At 72.2% G+C, this 16944-nt stretch carries 19 protein-coding genes and 1 pseudogene; 11 read left to right on the top strand and 9 right to left on the bottom strand.

Features of this window, described 5'->3' with window-relative positions; translation table 11 throughout:
• Positions 1–21: 21 nt before the first annotated feature.
• Positions 22–477 (top strand): Lrp/AsnC family transcriptional regulator, encoded by a 456-nt coding sequence (locus tag ACYVF7_RS50665; RefSeq protein ID WP_360880653.1) that lies wholly within the window; start codon positions 22–24, stop codon positions 475–477.
• Between the two features lie 14 nt (positions 478–491).
• On the top strand, positions 492–974 hold the full coding sequence (gene rraA, locus ACYVF7_RS50660; RefSeq protein ID WP_460354041.1) for a ribonuclease E activity regulator RraA: 483 nt from the start codon (positions 492–494) through the stop codon (positions 972–974).
• Here the strand turns inward: rraA and ACYVF7_RS50655 are convergent.
• The 5 genes from ACYVF7_RS50655 to ACYVF7_RS50635 all read right to left on the bottom strand — a co-directional run bounded on the left by ACYVF7_RS50655 (position 971) and on the right by ACYVF7_RS50635 (position 4791).
• Entirely contained in the window at positions 971–1738 is a 768-nt protein-coding gene (locus tag ACYVF7_RS50655) for a hypothetical protein (protein ID WP_460354039.1), read from the bottom strand. The genes rraA and ACYVF7_RS50655 overlap by 4 nt on opposite strands.
• 27 nt (positions 1739–1765) lie before the next feature.
• The gene (locus ACYVF7_RS50650) at positions 1766–2515 is read right to left on the bottom strand and encodes a hypothetical protein (RefSeq protein WP_460354037.1); all 750 of its coding nucleotides are present in this window, start codon (positions 2513–2515) and stop codon (positions 1766–1768) included.
• Positions 2509–3111, bottom strand: a complete 603-nt coding sequence (locus ACYVF7_RS50645) for a hypothetical protein (protein ID WP_460354034.1) — start codon at positions 3109–3111, stop codon at positions 2509–2511. The genes ACYVF7_RS50650 and ACYVF7_RS50645 overlap by 7 nt, the downstream gene beginning before the upstream one ends.
• Positions 3112–3238: 127 nt before the next feature.
• Complete coding sequence (locus tag ACYVF7_RS50640) at positions 3239–3877, bottom strand: hypothetical protein (protein WP_460354031.1); 639 nt, start codon at positions 3875–3877, stop codon at positions 3239–3241.
• Positions 3878–3924: 47 nt separating this feature from the next.
• Positions 3925–4791, bottom strand: a complete 867-nt coding sequence (locus ACYVF7_RS50635) for a class I SAM-dependent methyltransferase (protein ID WP_460354029.1) — start codon at positions 4789–4791, stop codon at positions 3925–3927.
• 197 nt (positions 4792–4988) lie between these two features.
• Here ACYVF7_RS50635 and ACYVF7_RS50630 point away from each other — a divergent pair, with 197 nt between their 5' ends.
• From ACYVF7_RS50630 to ACYVF7_RS50615, 4 genes and pseudogenes are all read left to right on the top strand, one after another.
• Positions 4989–5882 carry a hypothetical protein gene (locus ACYVF7_RS50630; protein ID WP_460354027.1) on the top strand — a complete coding sequence of 298 codons (894 nt, stop codon included), beginning with the start codon at positions 4989–4991 and terminating at the stop codon, positions 5880–5882.
• A 45-nt stretch (positions 5883–5927) separates the two neighbouring features.
• Positions 5928–6875, top strand: coding sequence for a hypothetical protein (locus ACYVF7_RS50625; protein WP_460354024.1), 948 nt, complete (start codon positions 5928–5930; stop codon positions 6873–6875).
• A 331-nt stretch (positions 6876–7206) separates the two neighbouring features.
• Positions 7207–7984 (top strand): annotated as a pseudogene (locus tag ACYVF7_RS50620) (enoyl-CoA hydratase-related protein).
• A gap of 148 nt (positions 7985–8132) precedes the next feature.
• A complete protein-coding gene (locus ACYVF7_RS50615; RefSeq protein ID WP_460354021.1) occupies positions 8133–8783 on the top strand; it encodes a DUF4241 domain-containing protein in 651 nt (216 codons plus the stop codon).
• Positions 8784–8931: 148 nt separating this feature from the next.
• Here ACYVF7_RS50615 and ACYVF7_RS50610 read toward each other — a convergent pair whose 3' ends face one another.
• A complete protein-coding gene (locus ACYVF7_RS50610) occupies positions 8932–9237 on the bottom strand; it encodes a putative acetyltransferase (RefSeq protein ID WP_460358546.1) in 306 nt (101 codons plus the stop codon).
• A 43-nt stretch (positions 9238–9280) separates the two neighbouring features.
• On the opposite strand from ACYVF7_RS50610, the gene fdxA reads away from it, so the two are divergent.
• Positions 9281–9607 carry a ferredoxin gene (fdxA, locus tag ACYVF7_RS50605; protein WP_345434536.1) on the top strand — a complete coding sequence of 109 codons (327 nt, stop codon included), beginning with the start codon at positions 9281–9283 and terminating at the stop codon, positions 9605–9607.
• A 183-nt stretch (positions 9608–9790) separates the two neighbouring features.
• Positions 9791–10876 (top strand): succinyldiaminopimelate transaminase, encoded by a 1086-nt coding sequence (gene dapC, locus ACYVF7_RS50600; RefSeq protein ID WP_460354019.1) that lies wholly within the window; start codon positions 9791–9793, stop codon positions 10874–10876.
• A 37-nt stretch (positions 10877–10913) separates the two neighbouring features.
• Here the strand turns inward: dapC and ACYVF7_RS50595 are convergent, their stop codons facing one another.
• Positions 10914–11228 (bottom strand): hypothetical protein, encoded by a 315-nt coding sequence (locus tag ACYVF7_RS50595; RefSeq protein ID WP_460354018.1) that lies wholly within the window; start codon positions 11226–11228, stop codon positions 10914–10916.
• An 858-nt stretch (positions 11229–12086) separates the two neighbouring features.
• Here ACYVF7_RS50595 and ACYVF7_RS50590 point away from each other — a divergent pair.
• Positions 12087–12854 (top strand): sensor histidine kinase, encoded by a 768-nt coding sequence (locus ACYVF7_RS50590; protein WP_460358543.1) that lies wholly within the window; start codon positions 12087–12089, stop codon positions 12852–12854.
• Positions 12855–12872: 18 nt separating this feature from the next.
• Here ACYVF7_RS50590 and ACYVF7_RS50585 read toward each other — a convergent pair whose 3' ends face one another.
• Positions 12873–13517, bottom strand: a complete 645-nt coding sequence (locus ACYVF7_RS50585) for a response regulator transcription factor (RefSeq protein WP_460354016.1) — start codon at positions 13515–13517, stop codon at positions 12873–12875.
• 93 nt (positions 13518–13610) lie between these two features.
• Positions 13611–15119: an MFS transporter gene (locus ACYVF7_RS50580; RefSeq protein ID WP_460354013.1), complete on the bottom strand. Its 1509-nt coding sequence runs from the start codon at positions 15117–15119 to the stop codon at positions 13611–13613.
• 134 nt (positions 15120–15253) lie between these two features.
• On the opposite strand from ACYVF7_RS50580, the gene ACYVF7_RS50575 reads away from it, so the two are divergent.
• Together ACYVF7_RS50575 and ACYVF7_RS50570 are read left to right on the top strand one after the other, a co-directional pair.
• Entirely contained in the window at positions 15254–16015 is a 762-nt protein-coding gene (locus tag ACYVF7_RS50575) for a TetR/AcrR family transcriptional regulator (protein ID WP_460354011.1), read from the top strand.
• A 182-nt stretch (positions 16016–16197) separates the two neighbouring features.
• Positions 16198–16944, top strand: a complete 747-nt coding sequence (locus ACYVF7_RS50570) for an ABC transporter ATP-binding protein (RefSeq protein ID WP_460354008.1) — start codon at positions 16198–16200, stop codon at positions 16942–16944.

Raw genomic sequence — 16944 nt, 5'->3', positions numbered from 1 at the left:
GCGCGTGGGAGGGTCTGATCCTTGCGTCTTGACGACCTCGATCGGCAGATCGTTGCGTGTCTGCTGGAGAACGCCCGGGCGTCCTTCGCCCAGATCGGCGACCAGATCGGACTGTCGGCGCCCGCGGTGAAACGCCGGGTCGACCGGCTCCGCCACGACGGGGTGATCACGGGCTACGCCGCGGTCGTCGACCCCTCCGCGCTGGGCTGGACCACGGAGGCGTTCGTGGAGCTGTTCTGCGCTGGGCGCACGTCCCCCGACGAGATCTCCGCGAGCGTCCGCCGGCACCCCGAGGTGGTCGCCGCGTACACGGTCACGGGGGAGGCCAACGCGCTGATCCACCTGCGGGCCCGCGACATCCAGGCCCTCGAGGAGGCCCTGGAGCGGCTGCGCAACGAACCGAACATCGTGCAGACCAAGACGTCCATCGTCCTGTCCCGCCTGATCGGCCGCCCGACCGGCGGGCCGGACACCTGATTACCATGCGGTGGATGAGCTTCACGACGGCTGATCTGTTCGACGAGTACGGTCCGGAGCTGGCGAGCTGCGAGACGCAGTTCCGCTCGTACGGGGCGCGGGAACGGTTCGCGGGGCCGCTGGCGACCGTCCGCTGCCTCGAGGACAATGCGCTGCTCAAGAAGATCCTCGCCACGCCGGGAGAGGGCCGCGTGCTCGTCATCGACGGCGGTGGCTCGCTGCGCACCGCGCTGATGGGCGACATGATCGCCGGGTCGGCGGTCGCGAGCGGATGGGCCGGCGTGGTGATCAACGGCGCGGTCCGCGACGTCGTCGCGCTCCGTGGGCTCGATCTCGGGATCAGGGCGCTGGGCTCGAACCCGCGCAAGAGCGCCAAGGAGGGCACGGGCGAGGCCGACGTGCCGGTCGTCTTCGGCGGGGTGGAGTTCCGGCCCGGGTCATGGCTGTACGCCGACGAGGACGGCCTCGTCGTGGCGTCCCGCCGCCTGCCGGTTTAGGTGAGGCGGCCGAGCTGCTTCGTCAGCAACGCCGTCGCCTTCTTGGCGACCCCGTCCCCGGACGCCTTCGGGCCGACGCGCTCCCAGTACATCGACACCAGGACGACGTTGCCCCGGCTCACGTAGTCGTACACGCGGTAGATCACGTTGATCACGCTGGACGACGGTGAGAACAGCGACTTCTCGGAGCCGCGGACGTGCGACCAGCCGGGCGTCGTCTCGTCCGAGACGCGCCAGGTGTCGTCGTGCGCGAGGGCGACGCGGTCCCCGGAGAGGGTCTTCTGCGGGACGTGCTTCTTGGCCGGGCACCCGGTGACCTTGGCGCGGACGGTCGCGAACATGGCCGACGCGGCGGCCGCGTCCGGGTAGGTCAGCGCGATCTGCCCGAAGTTCGCCCCGCCGTACTTGCTCGTGTTGAACTCGTGGGCCTTGACCTGCGGGCTGCCCGACGGCTTGATCGCCGACAGCGAGCAGGACGGGACGGCGTGGTCCTTCAGGGCCGGCGTGCTCAGCGGCTGCTCGGCGACGTGCGGGTCGACGTCGCGGGTCGACAGCAGGGCCGCCGCCACGCGGCCGGGCGCGTAGCTCGGCGCCGGAGACGGGCTCGCCGGCGTCGTACGGGCGGACGGCCCGGCGGACTTCGCCGCCTTGTGGCCGCCTCCGCCGCACCCGGCGAGGAGGACGCCGGCGGCGAGCAGGGCCACGGGGCGTCCGGCGGAGATCCACCGGACACCCCCGAGGACACGCGGACGTGGTCGGAACACCGGTCGCTCCTCCTCTGGCGGCGTGGATCAGCCGGTCTGGGACTGGGTCTGCACCTCGCCGACCGCGAGGGCGAGGTTGCCGGCGGGGCCGTTCATCTGCCCGGCCGGCCCGCCGCCGCTGTCGCATTCGGCGCCCTGGCACGCCCAGGCGATGTCGTAAGTCAGGGTCGCGGTGACCGTGTACTTGTGGCCCGGCTGACTGGCCGAGGACCTGTCGTAGGTGTACCCGCAGTCCGTGCCGCCGGGCGTGCCCGCCGTTGCCCCGGTGCAGGTCACGCTCTTTCCGTCGCCCATGTTCCAGGTCACGTTCCGCAGGGTGGCGGTGACCGTCACCTGCTGATTCGGCACCGTGGCCTGTGCCGTCTTGTTCCCCACGTCGTCCACCCACAGGCCGGTCGTCATCCGGATGTACGTGCGCGGGCTCGGCGCCGTGCTGATCTTCGGGACGGGCAGCTGGAGGTTGTCGCGGGCGTCGTAGACGAGGTCGATCGTGGGGATGTGCGGTGCGGCCTGGGGCGCGGCGCCGCCGGGGGCGCAGACCACCTGGCCGCCCACGGTCGGGCAGCCGAGGCCGGGACCGGTGTCGCCGCCCCCGCCACCGCCGCCTCCGCCCCCACCGCCGGTGCCGCCTCCACCGCCGGGGATGGTGCCGCCGCTGTGGGCGCAGGCGTTGGGGAGGCACATCGGGGCCGCGGACGCCGTCCCGGTCGTCAGGCCGACGACGCCGCCCGCGAGGAGGATCGGCAGGACGGCGATGGAGGATCGTCTGGTCAGCATTTCCTGCCCTCCGTCGCGTCGGAGATCTTGTAGGTGCCGTCGGTGTAGCGCATGATCGCCTGATACAGGTTGCTGCCGTCGTGCCAGGCCGCGAGCCGCTTTCCGGTCTTCGCGGAGAAGCGGTACGACCCGAGGGTCCGCACGCAGTCGATGATCACGACGATCGAGTCGTCCTTGGAACCGCCCTGAACGCGCGGATTCAGCACATTGTGAAATCGCCAGAAGACACCCTGTCGCTGGATGTTCGCGACGTCCTTGTCGATGATCGACAGAAGGGGATCCATGGCGACCGCGTCGAGCCGGCTCGTGTCGTTCGACTCGTACGCCTGCTCGTACATCCGCTGATACTCGCGGTAGGCGGTGAGGGCGGACTGCGGTGTCCTGGGGAGCGGGCCGCCACCGGTCGCCGGGGAGCTCCCCGGGTCCGCGGTGCCCGCCGTGCCGTCGGACTGCGGCGCGGAGGTGCCGGATGAGGAGGTCGTGGGGGAATCCGGCAGGACCTGCCCACTGGGATGGAAGCCACCGCTCGCATGGCCTCCACAGGCTGTGAGCAGGCCCACCAGGGTCAGTGTGCCGACGCACAAGCGGAATCGCATCGTCAATTCCCGGGCATCGGGGCAAATTACCTCATGAGCTTACTGAGACGGTAGGGGCAAGAAAAGAGGTTCCCAAGAACCGGTGGATCGGTCCGGGACTTATCCCGTATTAGAGACGGCTCCCTGATTAGAGGCGACCGACCAGCCGAACCAGGTCAAGCCCCAGGATCATGTCGAGCGCGATCGCCGTCTCGAATTTCGCCCCGGGTGGTACCGATTCGTCCGTCGCGAGCCGGGACAGCGCCGACAGCGCGGCGGGAGTGTCCAGGTCGTCGTCGAGGTGCGCGACCGCCTCGGCCACGTACGAGCGGTCGAGCGGCCGTCCCGGCGACTCGGCCCACCCGGCGACGCCGCGCCGCCACGCGGTGAGCGAGGCGTCGGCCCGGGCCAGGTCCGCCCGGGTGTGGGCGACGTCCACCCGGTAGTGGGTCTCCAGCAGCGCCAGGCGCACGGCGAGCGGGTCCAGGCCGTCCCAGGGCGCCGGGTCCCAGCGCCCGACGGCCTCGCCGACGCGCACGTCGGCCGGTCCCGACGGAAGCTGGGCGGGGCGGATCCCCAGGTCCGGCGCGCCGGGCACGGCGTTCCAGATCCCCACCGCGCGCAGCCGATGGTGTTCGGCGAGCCGGCGGATCAGGTCGCCGACCACCTGGGCGCGCAGCTCTTCGGCGCAGCCCACCCGGAGGACTCCCGGACGGGCCGGGACGACCTCAGCGACGCGGCCGGTTCCGGGGTCGTACAGGCGCACCATGCCGACGACAGTACCCATCTCTCCGCGAACCCGACCTCTCCGCCCAGGACCGCCGGAGGGAACGTTCAGCTCTGCGGAGTGGACGGCACGTGCGGGGCGGGTTGCGGCTGAGGGGCTGGTGGCGGCGGAGGCGTGGACGGTGCCTGGGGGATCGGCGGCTGGACGAGTTCGTCGCCGCCGGGCTTGCGTACGGCGGCGAACCGGAGCCGTACGTAGTCGGCCATCCAGCCGGACTCGCGGCGCAGGGCGGGTGCGGCGAGTTCGTTCACCCGGTCGAGGAGCGGGCCGGCGAGCTCCGGAGGGACCTCGGCGATCAGCTCCGGCGCGAAGAGCCGGACCCAGTCGGCCGCGCCGTCCGGGCACTCTGCCAGGCGGGTGGGCCGGTCGGAGTACTCCATGAGCCGGATCACGAACCCGCCCTCCTCGAGCCGGGCGGCGTACTCGGCCGGGGTGGGGAAGTACCAGGGCAGCTCGGGCTCGGGCAGGCCGAAGACGCGCCACGCCGTCTGCACGGCGGCGATCAGCTCGGCGCAGTTGCCCGCCCCGCCCATCTCCGCGACGAACCGTCCGCCCGGCCGGAGGGCGGCGTGCACGCGGGAGATGACCGCCGAGGGGTCGCGGGACATCCAGTGCAGCGCCGAGTTGGAGAAGACCGCGTCGTATCGCTCACCGGTCGCGAAGTCGTGGGCGTCGCCCACGGCGAACGACAGGTGGGGGTGCTCGGATCGCGCCGCGTTGACCATCTCGACCGATTCGTCGATGCCGAGTACCTCCGCGCCGCGCGCGGCGATCTCGACGGTCATCGTGCCGGTCCCACAGCCCAGGTCGATGATGCGCTCATCGGGCTGAGGATCGAGCAGGTCGAGCAGCGGCGCCCCGTGCGCGGAGACGTACCCGAACGCGGTGTCGTACGTCGCCACGGCCCATTGCATGAGCCGAAACATATAGGACAAAGGTTGCAAGTGCCGTAACGTCTCGCATCCTGGATCGTTAGTAGTGACTCGTGTCACGTCCGTGTCAGGATCCTTCTCCCCGGAGGGTGGGTTATCCACAGACCGGGATGAGGGACTTACGGCGCACGAGCGGGCCGGGACAGGCTTACCGGGAGACCGATCCCCGGAGGCTTTCCATGATCGACCTGACGATTCCCGAGTCCGTGACGGCCCCCTTCGTGGTGGCCACCGCGCATCCGCTCGACGACCCGGAGGCCGCCGCACGCGGCCGGGTGCGACTGCCGTTAGCGGCCGAGTTGCTCGGCTCGTCGCTCCTGCGGTTCCGCAGCCGCCCCGCGGCCGAGTCCGGCTACGCCGACCTGCTCGGAAGCGCAGCCTGGGCGCGTCCGGAGCAGGCACACCTCCTCGACAAGGCCCGGCACCACATCGTCATCACCGGGCACGCCCCGCCCGTCTCGCAGCCCGAGCACGCGCAGGCGGCCCGCGAGATCGCCCGGGTCGTCGCCGAGGCCGGTGACGGCATCGTGTACGACGCCTGGTCCCACCAGGTGCTGCCGCACGCCTTCCGGTTCGGTGCCGAGCATCCCGAGTTCTGCCTGGCCGACGACTGGCTCGCGACCTTCGTCACCGGCGAGGAGGACGGCGATCTGCGCCTCGTGACCGCCGGGCTGCACCGCTTCGGCCTTCCCGAGCTGGAGGCCGTCGGCGTCCCCGGCGGCAACCTGTTCGCGGCCATCACGCTGCTGCGCTGCCTGGCCGTGGGACTGCTCGACGAGCACTGGGCGTGGCTGGCCTGCAACCCCGGCGCACGGCGCCGCCGCATCCCCGACGAGACGCGCGTGGACGGCGCCGACGTGTGGCGCTACTGGGCGGCCGAGCCGGCCGGCGCCGCCGGCGCGCCCGTGCGCGTCCGCCTGCGGCCCGCCCCGCCCGAGGGCGGCGACACCCTGCCCTATCTCGTCGCCGGGCCGCCCGCCGGCTTCGACGCCCCCGCCGCCCTGTGGTGGAACGACGTCGTCGACCTGGCCATGCCGTACGTCCCCGAGGCACCACGCCGCACCGCCGCCTGAGCCGCGGAGCGCGCGCCCGTCCACCACGAACACCAGGAGACGGTCATGTCCCCCTTCGTGCTGTCCGTTCCCGAGGTCGTCACCTCGCACTATGTGATCGCGACCAGCGAGCCGCCCGCCGACCCCTACGCGGTCGTCCCGTGGCGCGTGCCCGAGCCGTTCCGCAAGCCGGCGATCGAGGCGCTCAAGTCCCCGCGGCTCGGCATCTTCACCATCGACGCCGGCGAGGCGACCTGGCGTCTCGACGACGTCCTGGCCTGCGAGGAGGATCGGCGGCGCATCCGCGAGTCCTCCCACCAGATGCTGCTCGTGCACCAGGCGCTGACCGTGGAGCAGCCGCACCGCGAGCAGGTCGCGCGCGCCGTGGCGCGGGCCCTCGCCGACGCCACGGGCGGCGTCCTCATCGACCCGCAGGCCCGGCAGGTCCTCCTCCGCGACGGCCTGGCCCGCGCCGAGCGCGGCTGGTTCCGCATGGGCGACCAGTGGTTCGGCACCCGCTACGACGTCGACGAGGCGGCGCGCCGCCTGCATTCGCCCGGCGGCGACCCCACCGCCTGCGGGTGCCTGCGCATCACCCTCCTCGGGCTGCGGCGGTTCGGGCTGCCGGACCTCGCGATCGACAAGGTCGCCTGCGCCCAGGACCTGCCCGCGCTCAACCTCCTGCGCGCGGTCGCGTCCCGGCTGCTCACCGACCAGTGGCGGTGGTGCCGGGAGCGCCCGGCACGACCCACGCGCCGGCTCGACGACCACCCGAAGATCGAGCCGGACGACTTCTGGGCCTTCTGGGGCGCCACGCCCTACCTGGACGGCCGCCCGGTCGTCACGCGCCTGGTGACAAGCTCGGCCACGACGCTGGAGGTGGCCCCGCCCGACGGCTACGCCGGCACCGTGGCCGACTGGAGCCGAGAGGTCCTCGCTCCGGCGATGCCACCCCTGGTCGGCTGCCCCGCCGACGAGGACTCGGCCCACGCCCGCTCCGCCGGCGGCGCGTGACCGACCGCGTGACGACTGTCGGGGAGCGGGGCGTGATGGCCGGCGAGGCCGGAGCGCGGGGCGGCCAAGGGTGCGTGACGGCCGGTGGGGGTGGGGCGTGACGGCCGATGGGTGGTTCGGCTCGCCGAGCCGAGCGCGTTCGTCGTACGGGTAGGTCGACCGGGCGGTGCTCGTGGCGGTCGCCGGCCACAGCTCTAGAATCCGATTCTGTATTCGTCCGCGGGCGCGAGGAGCAGCAGTGACGTACACCGAGATCGACTACACCGTGGCCGACGGAGTCGCCACCATCACCCTCGACCGGCCCGATCGGCTCAACGCCTTCACGCTCGTGATGCGCGGCGAGCTGATCGACGCCTTCGACCGCGCCGACGCGGACGACGCCGTGCGGGCGGTCGTCGTCACCGGCCGGGGCCCGGGCCTTCTGCGCCGGCGCGGACCTCGAGCGTGGCGGCTCGACCTTCGACTACAAGGCCGCCAAGGAGATGTTCGGCGGCGAGGACACCTTCGAGGACGGCGCGCCCCGCGACGGCGGAGGCACCGTCGCCCTGCGGATCGCCCGGTCCCTCAAGCCGGTCATCGGGGCGATCAACGGCCCGGCGGTGGGCGTGGGCGTCACGATGACGCTCCCGATGGACATCCGGCTCGCCGCCGACGGTGCGAGGTTCGGCTTCGTGTTCGCTCGGCGCGGCATCGTCACCGAGGCCGCGTCGAGCTGGTTCCTGCCGCGGATCGTCGGCATCTCCCAGGCCATGGAATGGGCCGCGACGGGCCGGGTCTTCGGTGCCGAAGAGGCGCTCCGCGGGCGGCTCGTGTCAGCCGTGCATCCCGCGGACGAACTCCTGGACGCGGCCTACGCCCTCGCCGGGGAGATCGCGGCAAACACCTCGGCGGTGGCCGTCGCGGCCGTACGGCGGCTGATGTGGTCCGGCCTTGGCCTTTCCACACCGTGGGACGCGCACCGGGCCGACTCCCGACTGATGTACACGCTCGGGTCCGCGCCGGACGCGGCCGAGGGCGTGACGTCGTTCTTGGAGAAGCGCTCGGCGGACTTCCCGATGAAGGTCAGCCAGGACCTGCCCGCGGAGGTCCCCGACTGGCCGGCCCGGTGACCGGACACCAGCCGCCGCGGGTCCGGTCCGCCATTCCCTGACCGGCGCCCGGACGGTCAGGGGCTCGATCGCGGTGGCCTGGAACATGATCAACGTGTGGTTATAGTCACTCCACATCGTCCGCCTTCGCCGCTTTCCGGGAGAGCCCATGCCCGTCGTCCCGCCCGACCTGTCCGCGTATTTCACGGACGGCAGAAGCTACCGGGACACGGGCACGACGATCGTCGGCGACCCGTACGACTACCTCCAGAAGATCACGGTGGAGCACCTGGGTGAGCTGTCGACGCCGAGTGGGCGGGTCATCGTCTGCGATCCGATGCTCGTCGGTTCCGACCTGCCGACCCTGGCCGAACATATCGAGCCCGGCCGCCATCCGGTCTCGGTGGCGAGGCTGACCACGGCGATGGCCGACTACCCGGAAGGCACCTGGAGCGAGATCGCCGCCATGCGGCTCGTCGTCCGCGACACCCCTGCGGTGGCCTGGGAGGCGGCGCTGCTGGAGGGTCAGGAGGATCCCGAGGTCCTCTACGGCTACCCGGTCGACACCGGCTTGGCCTGCTTCATGGACGCGGCCGCCAACACCGCCTTCGCCCAGCAGGACGACCCGTGGGAGAACCTGACCGAAGCGTCCCGCGACTGGGACGCCGTTCCGGCCGTCGTCGCCGATCCGGCCACCGGCCACGCCATCGCGGTCACCCGCTCGGGCGCGGGTGATGGCCTCTATCCGAACTGGGTCGGCCGCGACGCCGACGGCGAGGTCGCCTGCATCGTGACGACGTTCATGCACGACATCGAGTGAGTGGCCCGCGGGCGAAGCCGATTCCCGGGAATCCACGTGACCGGCCAGTGGGCCAGATCCGGGCGGCTGGGCGCGCTTCCGGGCTCGTGTCGGATGGGCGGCCGGGTGGGCTTCCAGGCGCGTTGGCCGGGTGGCTCGGCGGCGGGGATCAGGAGCGAGGGGCGCGGCGTGGGGGAGGCGGGGGCACGACTTTGCCCGCCACCAATTCCGTCTCGGGGACCGAGACGATCGAGCCGTCCCGGCGGCGTACGGTCAGCCGGCCGTCCACCCACTCCTGTAGCTCACCGACCACGTCGCTGTACGATCCGCTCTCAAGGCGGCGTCGGAGCGACACGCGACGTCCGATGTCGGACGGAGCTATCGAAACGACATACCGGGCGGAGAAACGCGGTCCGATGTGACGCCCCCCATGGTGAAAGCGTTGACTGACAGCAGCAATACTAGGCAATGACACCGCTGCGAGCGTGGCGATGGCCACAGACGTTGAGGAGTAGGACGTGACCTACGTCATCGCGCAGCCTTGCGTGGACGTACTCGACAAGGCGTGCATCGAGGAATGCCCCGTCGACTGCATCTACGAGGGCAAGCGCATGCTCTACATCCACCCGGACGAGTGCGTCGACTGCGGCGCCTGTGAGCCGGTGTGCCCGGTCGAGGCGATCTTCTATGAAGACGACACGCCGGATCAGTGGAAGGACTTCTACAAGGCGAACGTGGAATTCTTCGACGATCTGGGCTCGCCGGGAGGGGCGTCCAAGGTCGGCAAGATCGACAAGGACCACCCGGTCGTGGCGGCGCTGCCGCCGCAGGGCGAGGACGCCTGATCCCACGCGCCCGGTGCCTTCCGGACGCGTGAGGTTCAACACAGGCCGAGGCGTGCCGTCTGCCGTCCATCGGCAGGCGGCGCGCGAACGTTCGAGCGAACGCGCCGAAGCGAGCCGAGTGCCCGGCCAAGGGGCCGGACGCGGAGCGAGTGAGAAGCGTGAGCGCCATGGGCAGGGGGACAGATGATCAAGACGCTGCCGGACTTTCCCTGGGACCTGCTGGCCCCGTACAAGGAACAGGCGCGGCAGCATGCCGGCGGCATCGTCGACCTGTCGGTCGGCACGCCGGTCGACCCCACGCCTGAGATCGTACGGCGGGCGCTGGTGGACGCGGCCGACGCGCCGGGGTACCCCGCGACGTACGGCACTCCCGAACTGCGCGACGCCGTGGCGGGCTGGCTGACCCGCCGACTCGGCATCGAGGCCGACCCGGCCGCGGTCCTGCCGGTCATCGGCACCAAGGAGGCCGTCGCCTGGCTGCCCACGCTGCTCGGCGCGGGCTCCGGCGACACCGTGGCCTTCCCGGAGCTGGCCTACCCGACGTACGACGTCGGCGCGCGGCTGGCCGGCGCGACGCCCCGGGCCGTCGACGGGCTGCTCGCCCTGGGCCCGGAGACCCCGAAGATCGTCTGGATCAACTCGCCGTCGAACCCCACCGGTAAGGTGCTGCCGGCCGAGCACCTGCGCAAGGTCGTGGCGTGGGCGCGGACGCGCGGCGCGATCGTCATCAGCGACGAGTGCTACGTCGAGCTCGGCTGGGACGCCGAGCCGGTCTCGGTCCTGCGCCCCGACGTCTGCGACGGGGACCACCGCGGCCTGCTCGCCCTGCATTCCCTGTCCAAGCGTTCCAACCTCGCCGGGTACCGCGCCGGTTTCATCACCGGCGACCCCTCCCTGGTCGCAGCGCTCCTGGAGATCCGCAAGCACGCGGGCATGATCGTGCCCGCGCCGGTCCAGGCCGCGATGACGGCCGCCTTCGGCGACGACGCGCACGTCGAGGAGCAGCGCGCCCGCTACGCCCGCAGGCGCGCCGTCCTCCGTACGGCCCTGGAGTCGTACGGCTTCCGCATCGATCACTCCGAGGCGGGGCTGTACCTCTGGGCGACCCGCGACGAGCCCTGCTGGGACACCGTGAAGGCCCTCGCGGAGCTGGGCGTGCTCGTCGCCCCCGGCGAATTCTACGGCGAGGCGGGCGCGCGGCACGTGCGCGTCGCCATCACCGCCACCGACGAGCGCGTCGACGCCGCCGTCGCCCGGCTGACCGCCTGATCCACCAGCCGCGCGTGCCCCCGGTCGCGTCCCGCCTTCACCGGGAGTCTCCCGCGGCGGCGGGCGTCGGGAGGGCGACGTGGGCGTGGGTCATCATCCTGACGCTCGGCTGCGCGGCCCCGGGAGGCGTCGCGCTGCTGGCGCACCCGCGGGCGCCGTCCGCCGACGAGATCTCCCTGTTCATCGTCGGTCTCGCGACCGGCGTGTCCTTCGTGGGTTCCGGCCTCACCGCCTGGGCCCTGCGCCCGGCGAACGGCACGGGACGCATGATGGTGGCGATCGGGCTGCTGGTCCTCCTGTCGGGAATCCAGTACTTCAGCGGACGAGTGCCGCTCGCGGTGGGGAACACCATGGGCATCGCCGCGCTGGCCGTGCTGGCCCACGTGGTGCTCGTCGTCCCGGAGGGGAAGGGCCGGCGCCCGCGCGCAGCGGACCGTCGTGGTGTCCGCCTACGTCGTCCACGGACTCGTACTGGCGGTCTGGCTGCGGTTCGGCCGTACGCCGGAGGGCGGCTGCGTCTGCCTGCGGACCCTCCCGGACCTGCCCGGACGGCCGTCGCTCACCATCGCGGCGATCTTCCTCTGGGCGTACGGGCTGCTCCTCGCCGGCACGCTGCTCAGACGGTGGCTCTTCGGGCTGCCCGAGCCGCGCCGGCACGTCTTCGCCCCCGTGGCGCTCGCCGGGGTTCCGGCGGTGCTCGTGCTGGGGGCGCGCGAGGGGCTGTCAGTGCTCCCGGCCGATCCGCCCGGGCCCCTGCGGAACGTCCTCGACACCGTGGCGCTGTTCCTGCTGGTGCTGTGGCCCCTCGGCCTGCTCGCCGGGTTCGTACGGGTCAGGCTGGACCAGGCGGCCGTGGGCGCGCTGGCCGACCGGCTCGGCGTCCCGACGGCGCCCCGGTCGCTGGAGACCTCCCTCGGCGTGGTGCTGCACGATCCGACCCTGCGCCTGGCGTACCGGGTCGGTGACTCGGCGGACTACGTCGACGGCGACCAGCAGCCTGTGAGCCTGCCGCTGCCCGGCTCGGGCCGGTCGGTCACCCCGCTGCGAGGGTCGGCCGAGCCGGTGGCGGTCCTCATCCACGACGCCGGCCTCGACGCCGAACCGGAACTGGTCCGGTCCGCCGCCGCCGTCGCACGGCTGGTGCTCGACAACGAGCGGATGCGCGCCGAACTGGCCGGCGCTCGAGGAGGTCCGCGCCTCACGGGCCCGCATCGTCGAGGCGGCCGCCGCCGAGCGCCGCCGTATCGAGCGCAACCTGCACGACGGGGCCCAGCAGCGACTGGTCGCCCTCGCCTTCGTCATCGGCAGGATCCGGGCCCGGCTCGCGACCGGGGACGCCGGGCCCGGCACCGCCGCCGATCTCGACGAGGCCGCGGAGGAGCTGCGCGCCGCCATCGGGGAGGTCCGTGAGCTCGCGCGGGGCATCCATCCGTCGATCCTCAGCGAGGCCGGACTCGGGCCGGCACTGACGTCGCTCGCGGAGCGTTCGGCGGCCCCGGTCACGGTTCTCTCGGCCCCCGAGGACAGGCTGCCGGAGGGCGTCGAGGAGGCGGCCTACTTCGTGGCCGCCGAGGCGGTGGCCAACGCGCTGAAGCACGCGCGGGCGTCGCGGATCACCATCGCCGTGGCGGAACGGGACGGCCGGCTGACGGTCGAAGTGGCCGACGACGGCGCCGGAGGCGCCGACCCGGGCGGCGGCACCGGATTGCTCGGCCTGTCGGATCGGGTCGCCGCGCTGGGCAGGCCGGCTGACGGTCGAGAGCCCCCGGGGAGCGGGCACGCGAATCGTCGCCGAGCTGCCCGTCCGCGCCCTGGAACCCGAGCAGGGGCGGGATCGCGGGTAGCGGCCGGTGGCCGTGGTGCCTGTCGGCGGGGCCGCCCGCCGGCGGGCGGCCCTGCGGGTAGCGGCAGGCGGTCAGGGTGCCGGTTGGGGCGCCCGTCGGCGGCCGAGCCGCGTAGGCGCGAGGATCGTCGCTGACCGCCAGGGCTGGGGCGGTCAGGAGCGCAGGTAGGCGAGGACCGCGAGTACCCGTCGGTGGTCGTCGGCGGTTTCCGGGAGTCCGAGTCGTTGGAAGATGCGGCGTACATGCGCCTCGACTGTCTTCGGGCTCAGCTGCAGAGAACGGCAGATGGCCTGGTTCGAACGGCCTTCCGCCATCAGCGCCAGCACCTCGAGCTCCCGGCCGGTGAGCCGGGCGACCGGCCCCTGCGCGCGCCCGCGTCCCAGGAGGGGACCGATGAGCGCCGGGTCGACGACGGCGCCGCCCGCCGCGATGCGGGACAGGGCGTCCGTCAGCTCCGCCATGTCGGCGATCCGGTCCTTCAGCAGGTAGCCGATGCGGCGCGGGTCGTCGCCGAACAGCCGTAGCGCGTGGTGGGCCTCGACGTGCTGGGAGAGGACGAGGACGCCGACCTGCGGGTGTTCCGTCCGCAGGCGCAGCGCCGCGTCGAGTCCTTCCAGCCGGAAGCCGGGCGGCATCCGTACGTCCACGATCGCGACGTCGGGCGGGTCGGCCCGGACCGCGGTGAGCAGGGCGGTCGCGTCGCCCACCGCGGCCGAGACGGTGATCCCGGCGTCCTCGAGCAGCCGGGTGAGACCACGCCGGAAGAGCATGCCGTCCTCGGCGAGCATCACGCGCATGGGCCGAGGCTAGGGGATGTCCAGTGGATCTTCGTCCGGCTGCGCGGCTCGCTACGAACAAGATCCACCGGACGCCCCCTTAGACCGCTGTGATCATGCGTTGCTCTCGACGGCCGGTTCGGCGGTCTGCTCCGGTTCGGGACGGGGCTTGGGGCGGAGCACCGAGAAGGCCAGCACGGCGGCGGCGATGCCGCCGAACACCCCGACGATGGAGGTGGTCGACATGGCGTCGACGAACGCGTCCTTCGCGGTCCGGGCCAGCGTCGCGTCGCCGCGTGCCGCCGCGATGGCGAGGGCCTCGCCGATCGAGTGCCGCGCCGGGCCGGTGACGTTCTTGGGCATGGAGGAGGTGTAGGCCGCCGTGAGGACGCTGCCCAGGATGGCGACGCTGAGCGCCTGGCCGACCTGCTGGACGGTGTCGTTGACGGCCGAGCCGACCCCGGCCCGCTCGGGAGGCAGGGCGCCCAGCAGGGTGCCGTAGGCGGCGGGTCCGGCCGTTCCGCTGCCCGCTCCGATGACCACGAGGGCGATGGAGAGCTTGAGGTAGCCGTCGCCCGGAGAGAGCGAGTAGAGCACCGCGAACCCGCCGGCCAGCAGGATGAGCCCGGCGGCGAGCGCGACCCGGGCGCCGAACTTCTTGTCGACCACCACGCCGATGCCGTTGAAGGCCATCGCGGTGATGACGAGCGGGATGAGCGCGGTCCCCGCCTTCATCGGCCCGTACCCGAGTACGAACTGCAGGTACTGGGTGAGCGCCAGCAGCACGCCGCCGGCGGAGAACGACAGCAGGACGATCGACAGGCTGGCGCCGCTGAAGTTCCGGTCGCGGAACAGGGCCAGCGGCAGCATCGGCTCCGGGCAACGCCGCTCCCACACCGCGAAGGCGATGAGGGCCACGACCGCGACGGCGAACCCGCCGAGCGTCTGCGCGGAGGACGAGCCGTCCTTGGCCGAGTTGATGACCCCCCACACCAGGGCGGTGATGCCGATCATGGACAGGAGGGCGCCGACGAGGTCGGGGCGGACGGCGGGCCCGCGTGACTCGGGGATGATCAGCAGCGCGGCGAGGATGCCGAGGGCGGCGATCGGCACGTTGAGCAGGAAGACCGAGCCCCACCAGAAGTGCTGCAGCATGAAGCCGCCCAGGGTGGGGCCGCCGACCGCGCCGAGCATGAGGACCGAGCTCCAGATGGCGATGGCCTTCTTGCGTTCCGTGTCGTCGAAGACGGTGGTGAGGATCGACAGCGTGCCCGGCATCAGGAACGCGCCGCCGATGCCCATGGCCGCGCGGGCGGCGATGAGCTGACCGGGGTTGCCCGCGAAGGAGGCGACGAGGGACGCGCCGCCGAACAGGATCAGCCCGATGATCAGCCCGCGGCGCCGGCCGTGCCGGTCGGACAGGCTGCCCGCGGTGAGCAGGAGCCCGGCGAAGACCAGGATGTACGCGTCGATGATCCACTGGATGTCGGAGCTGCTCGCGTGGATGTCTCGGATCAGCGACGGGATGGCGACGTTGAGCACCGTGTTGTCGATGACCAGGACGAGCAGGCTCAGGCACAGCACGCCGAGGATCCACCAGCGGCGCGGATGAGAGGTCGACATGAGCGTCCGTTCGTACGGTGTGCGATTTTCTCGCACACCGTACCATGCACCTCGAACGCCGTACGATTCTTCTCGCACACTGTACGAGCGGCGGTAGAGTGAGAGGACAAGCCACCCCTGGTGAAGGACGTCGAATGCCGTCGAACGCGGATTCCCTCGCGAGCTCCGTCTGGACCCGGCCGCAGCGCTCGCGCGGTGGCCAGCCGACGCTGAGCCGCGAGCAGATCGTGCGCGCCGCCATCGAGCTGCTCGACGAGAAGGGGCTCGACGGCCTGAGCATGCGTCGCCTCGGCAGCAGGCTGGCCGCCGGCGCCACCTCCGTCTACTGGTACGTCGCGACAAAGGATGACCTGCTCGAGCTGGCCGTCGACGAGGTCATGGGGGAGATCGAGATCCCGGACACCGACGCGGCGGACTGGCGGACCGCGGCCTCCGCCGTGGCGCATGGGCTGCGCGCGGTGATCCTGCGCCACCCCTGGGTCACGGCTCTGTTCGGCGTCCGTCCCTTCATGGGTCCCAACGCGATGCGGATGAGCGATCGGCTGATCGGGTTGCTGACGGACGCCGGCTTCTCAGGCATGCAGCTCGCCTACGCGAGCTCGCTGGTGATGTCCCATGCCATCGGCTCGGCCGCGATGGAGGCCGCGTGGAAGGGGTCGCTCGCCTCGTCGGGCAAGACCCCCAGCGAGGCGGTCGACGAGATACGGCCGTACATCGACGAGGTCGCCTCCCGCTACGAGAACTACGGCGCGTGGTGGGAGGAGAACAAGGAGCTGGACCCCGAGGGCATGCAGGACGACAGCTTCGCCTTCGGGGTGGAGCGGCTCCTCGACGGCCTGCAGTCGTGGCTCGATCCGCGGGACGCCGGAGACCGTCACGACGCCGGCCGACGGTAAGCGTCGATAAGGGTCAGCCCTGAGGAGGTTCGGGGACCGCCTGGTAGATCGGCGCGGCCCCGCGGCGGGAGGGTGAACATCGTTCTCTCCGCCGCGACCGGCGGAGGCCGTCCACGCACCCGAGGGAGGGTGCGGCGTGGCCGCACCCGCCGTCCGGCCGATGCGGCGACGCCGCCGAGCCGATGACGCAGACCACGCCGACGACGGGGACGGCGGTACGCCTGGAAGAGGTGACCAAGCGCTATGGCCGCGGTCGCGGGGCCGTCGAGGCCCTGCGCGGCCTGTCGGTGGCCCTTCCGACGAGTTCGTTCACCGCGATCATGGGGCCGTCCGGATCGGGCAAGAGCACCTTCCTGCACTGCGCCGCGGGACTGGACCGTCCGACCTCCGGGCGGGTGCTGCTGGAGGACACGGACCTGTCGAAGCTCCGGGAGGCCCATCTGACCCGGCTCCGCCGGGATCGGATCGGATTCGTCTTCCAGTCGTTCAACCTCGTCCCGTCGCTCACCGCGAAGCAGAACATCGCGCTGCCGCAGCGGCTGGCCGGCCGCCGTGTGGATCACGACTGGATGCGGGAGGTGGTGGACCGCGTCGGCCTGTCCGGGCGGCTGAAGCACCGGCCCGGCGAGCTGTCGGGCGGCCAGCAGCAGCGGGTGGCGATCGCCCGCGCCCTGGTCGCCCGGCCGGCGGTCGTGTTCGCCGACGAGCCCACCGGGGCGCTGGACCTGTCCACCGGCCGGGAGATCCTCACGCTGCTGCGGGCGGCCGTCGACACGTGGCGGCAGACCCTCGTGATGGTCACCCACGACCCGGCCGCGGCGTCGTACGCCGACCGCGTGCTGTTCATCGCCGACGGGACCATCGTCGACGCCATGGAACGACCCGGCGCCGCCCGGATCGCCGAGCGCATGACGCTCCTGGGAGCGTGA

It is taken from the genome of Actinoallomurus acanthiterrae (assembly GCF_054775715.1).
This window is presented reverse-complemented; position numbering and strand designations above follow the sequence as displayed.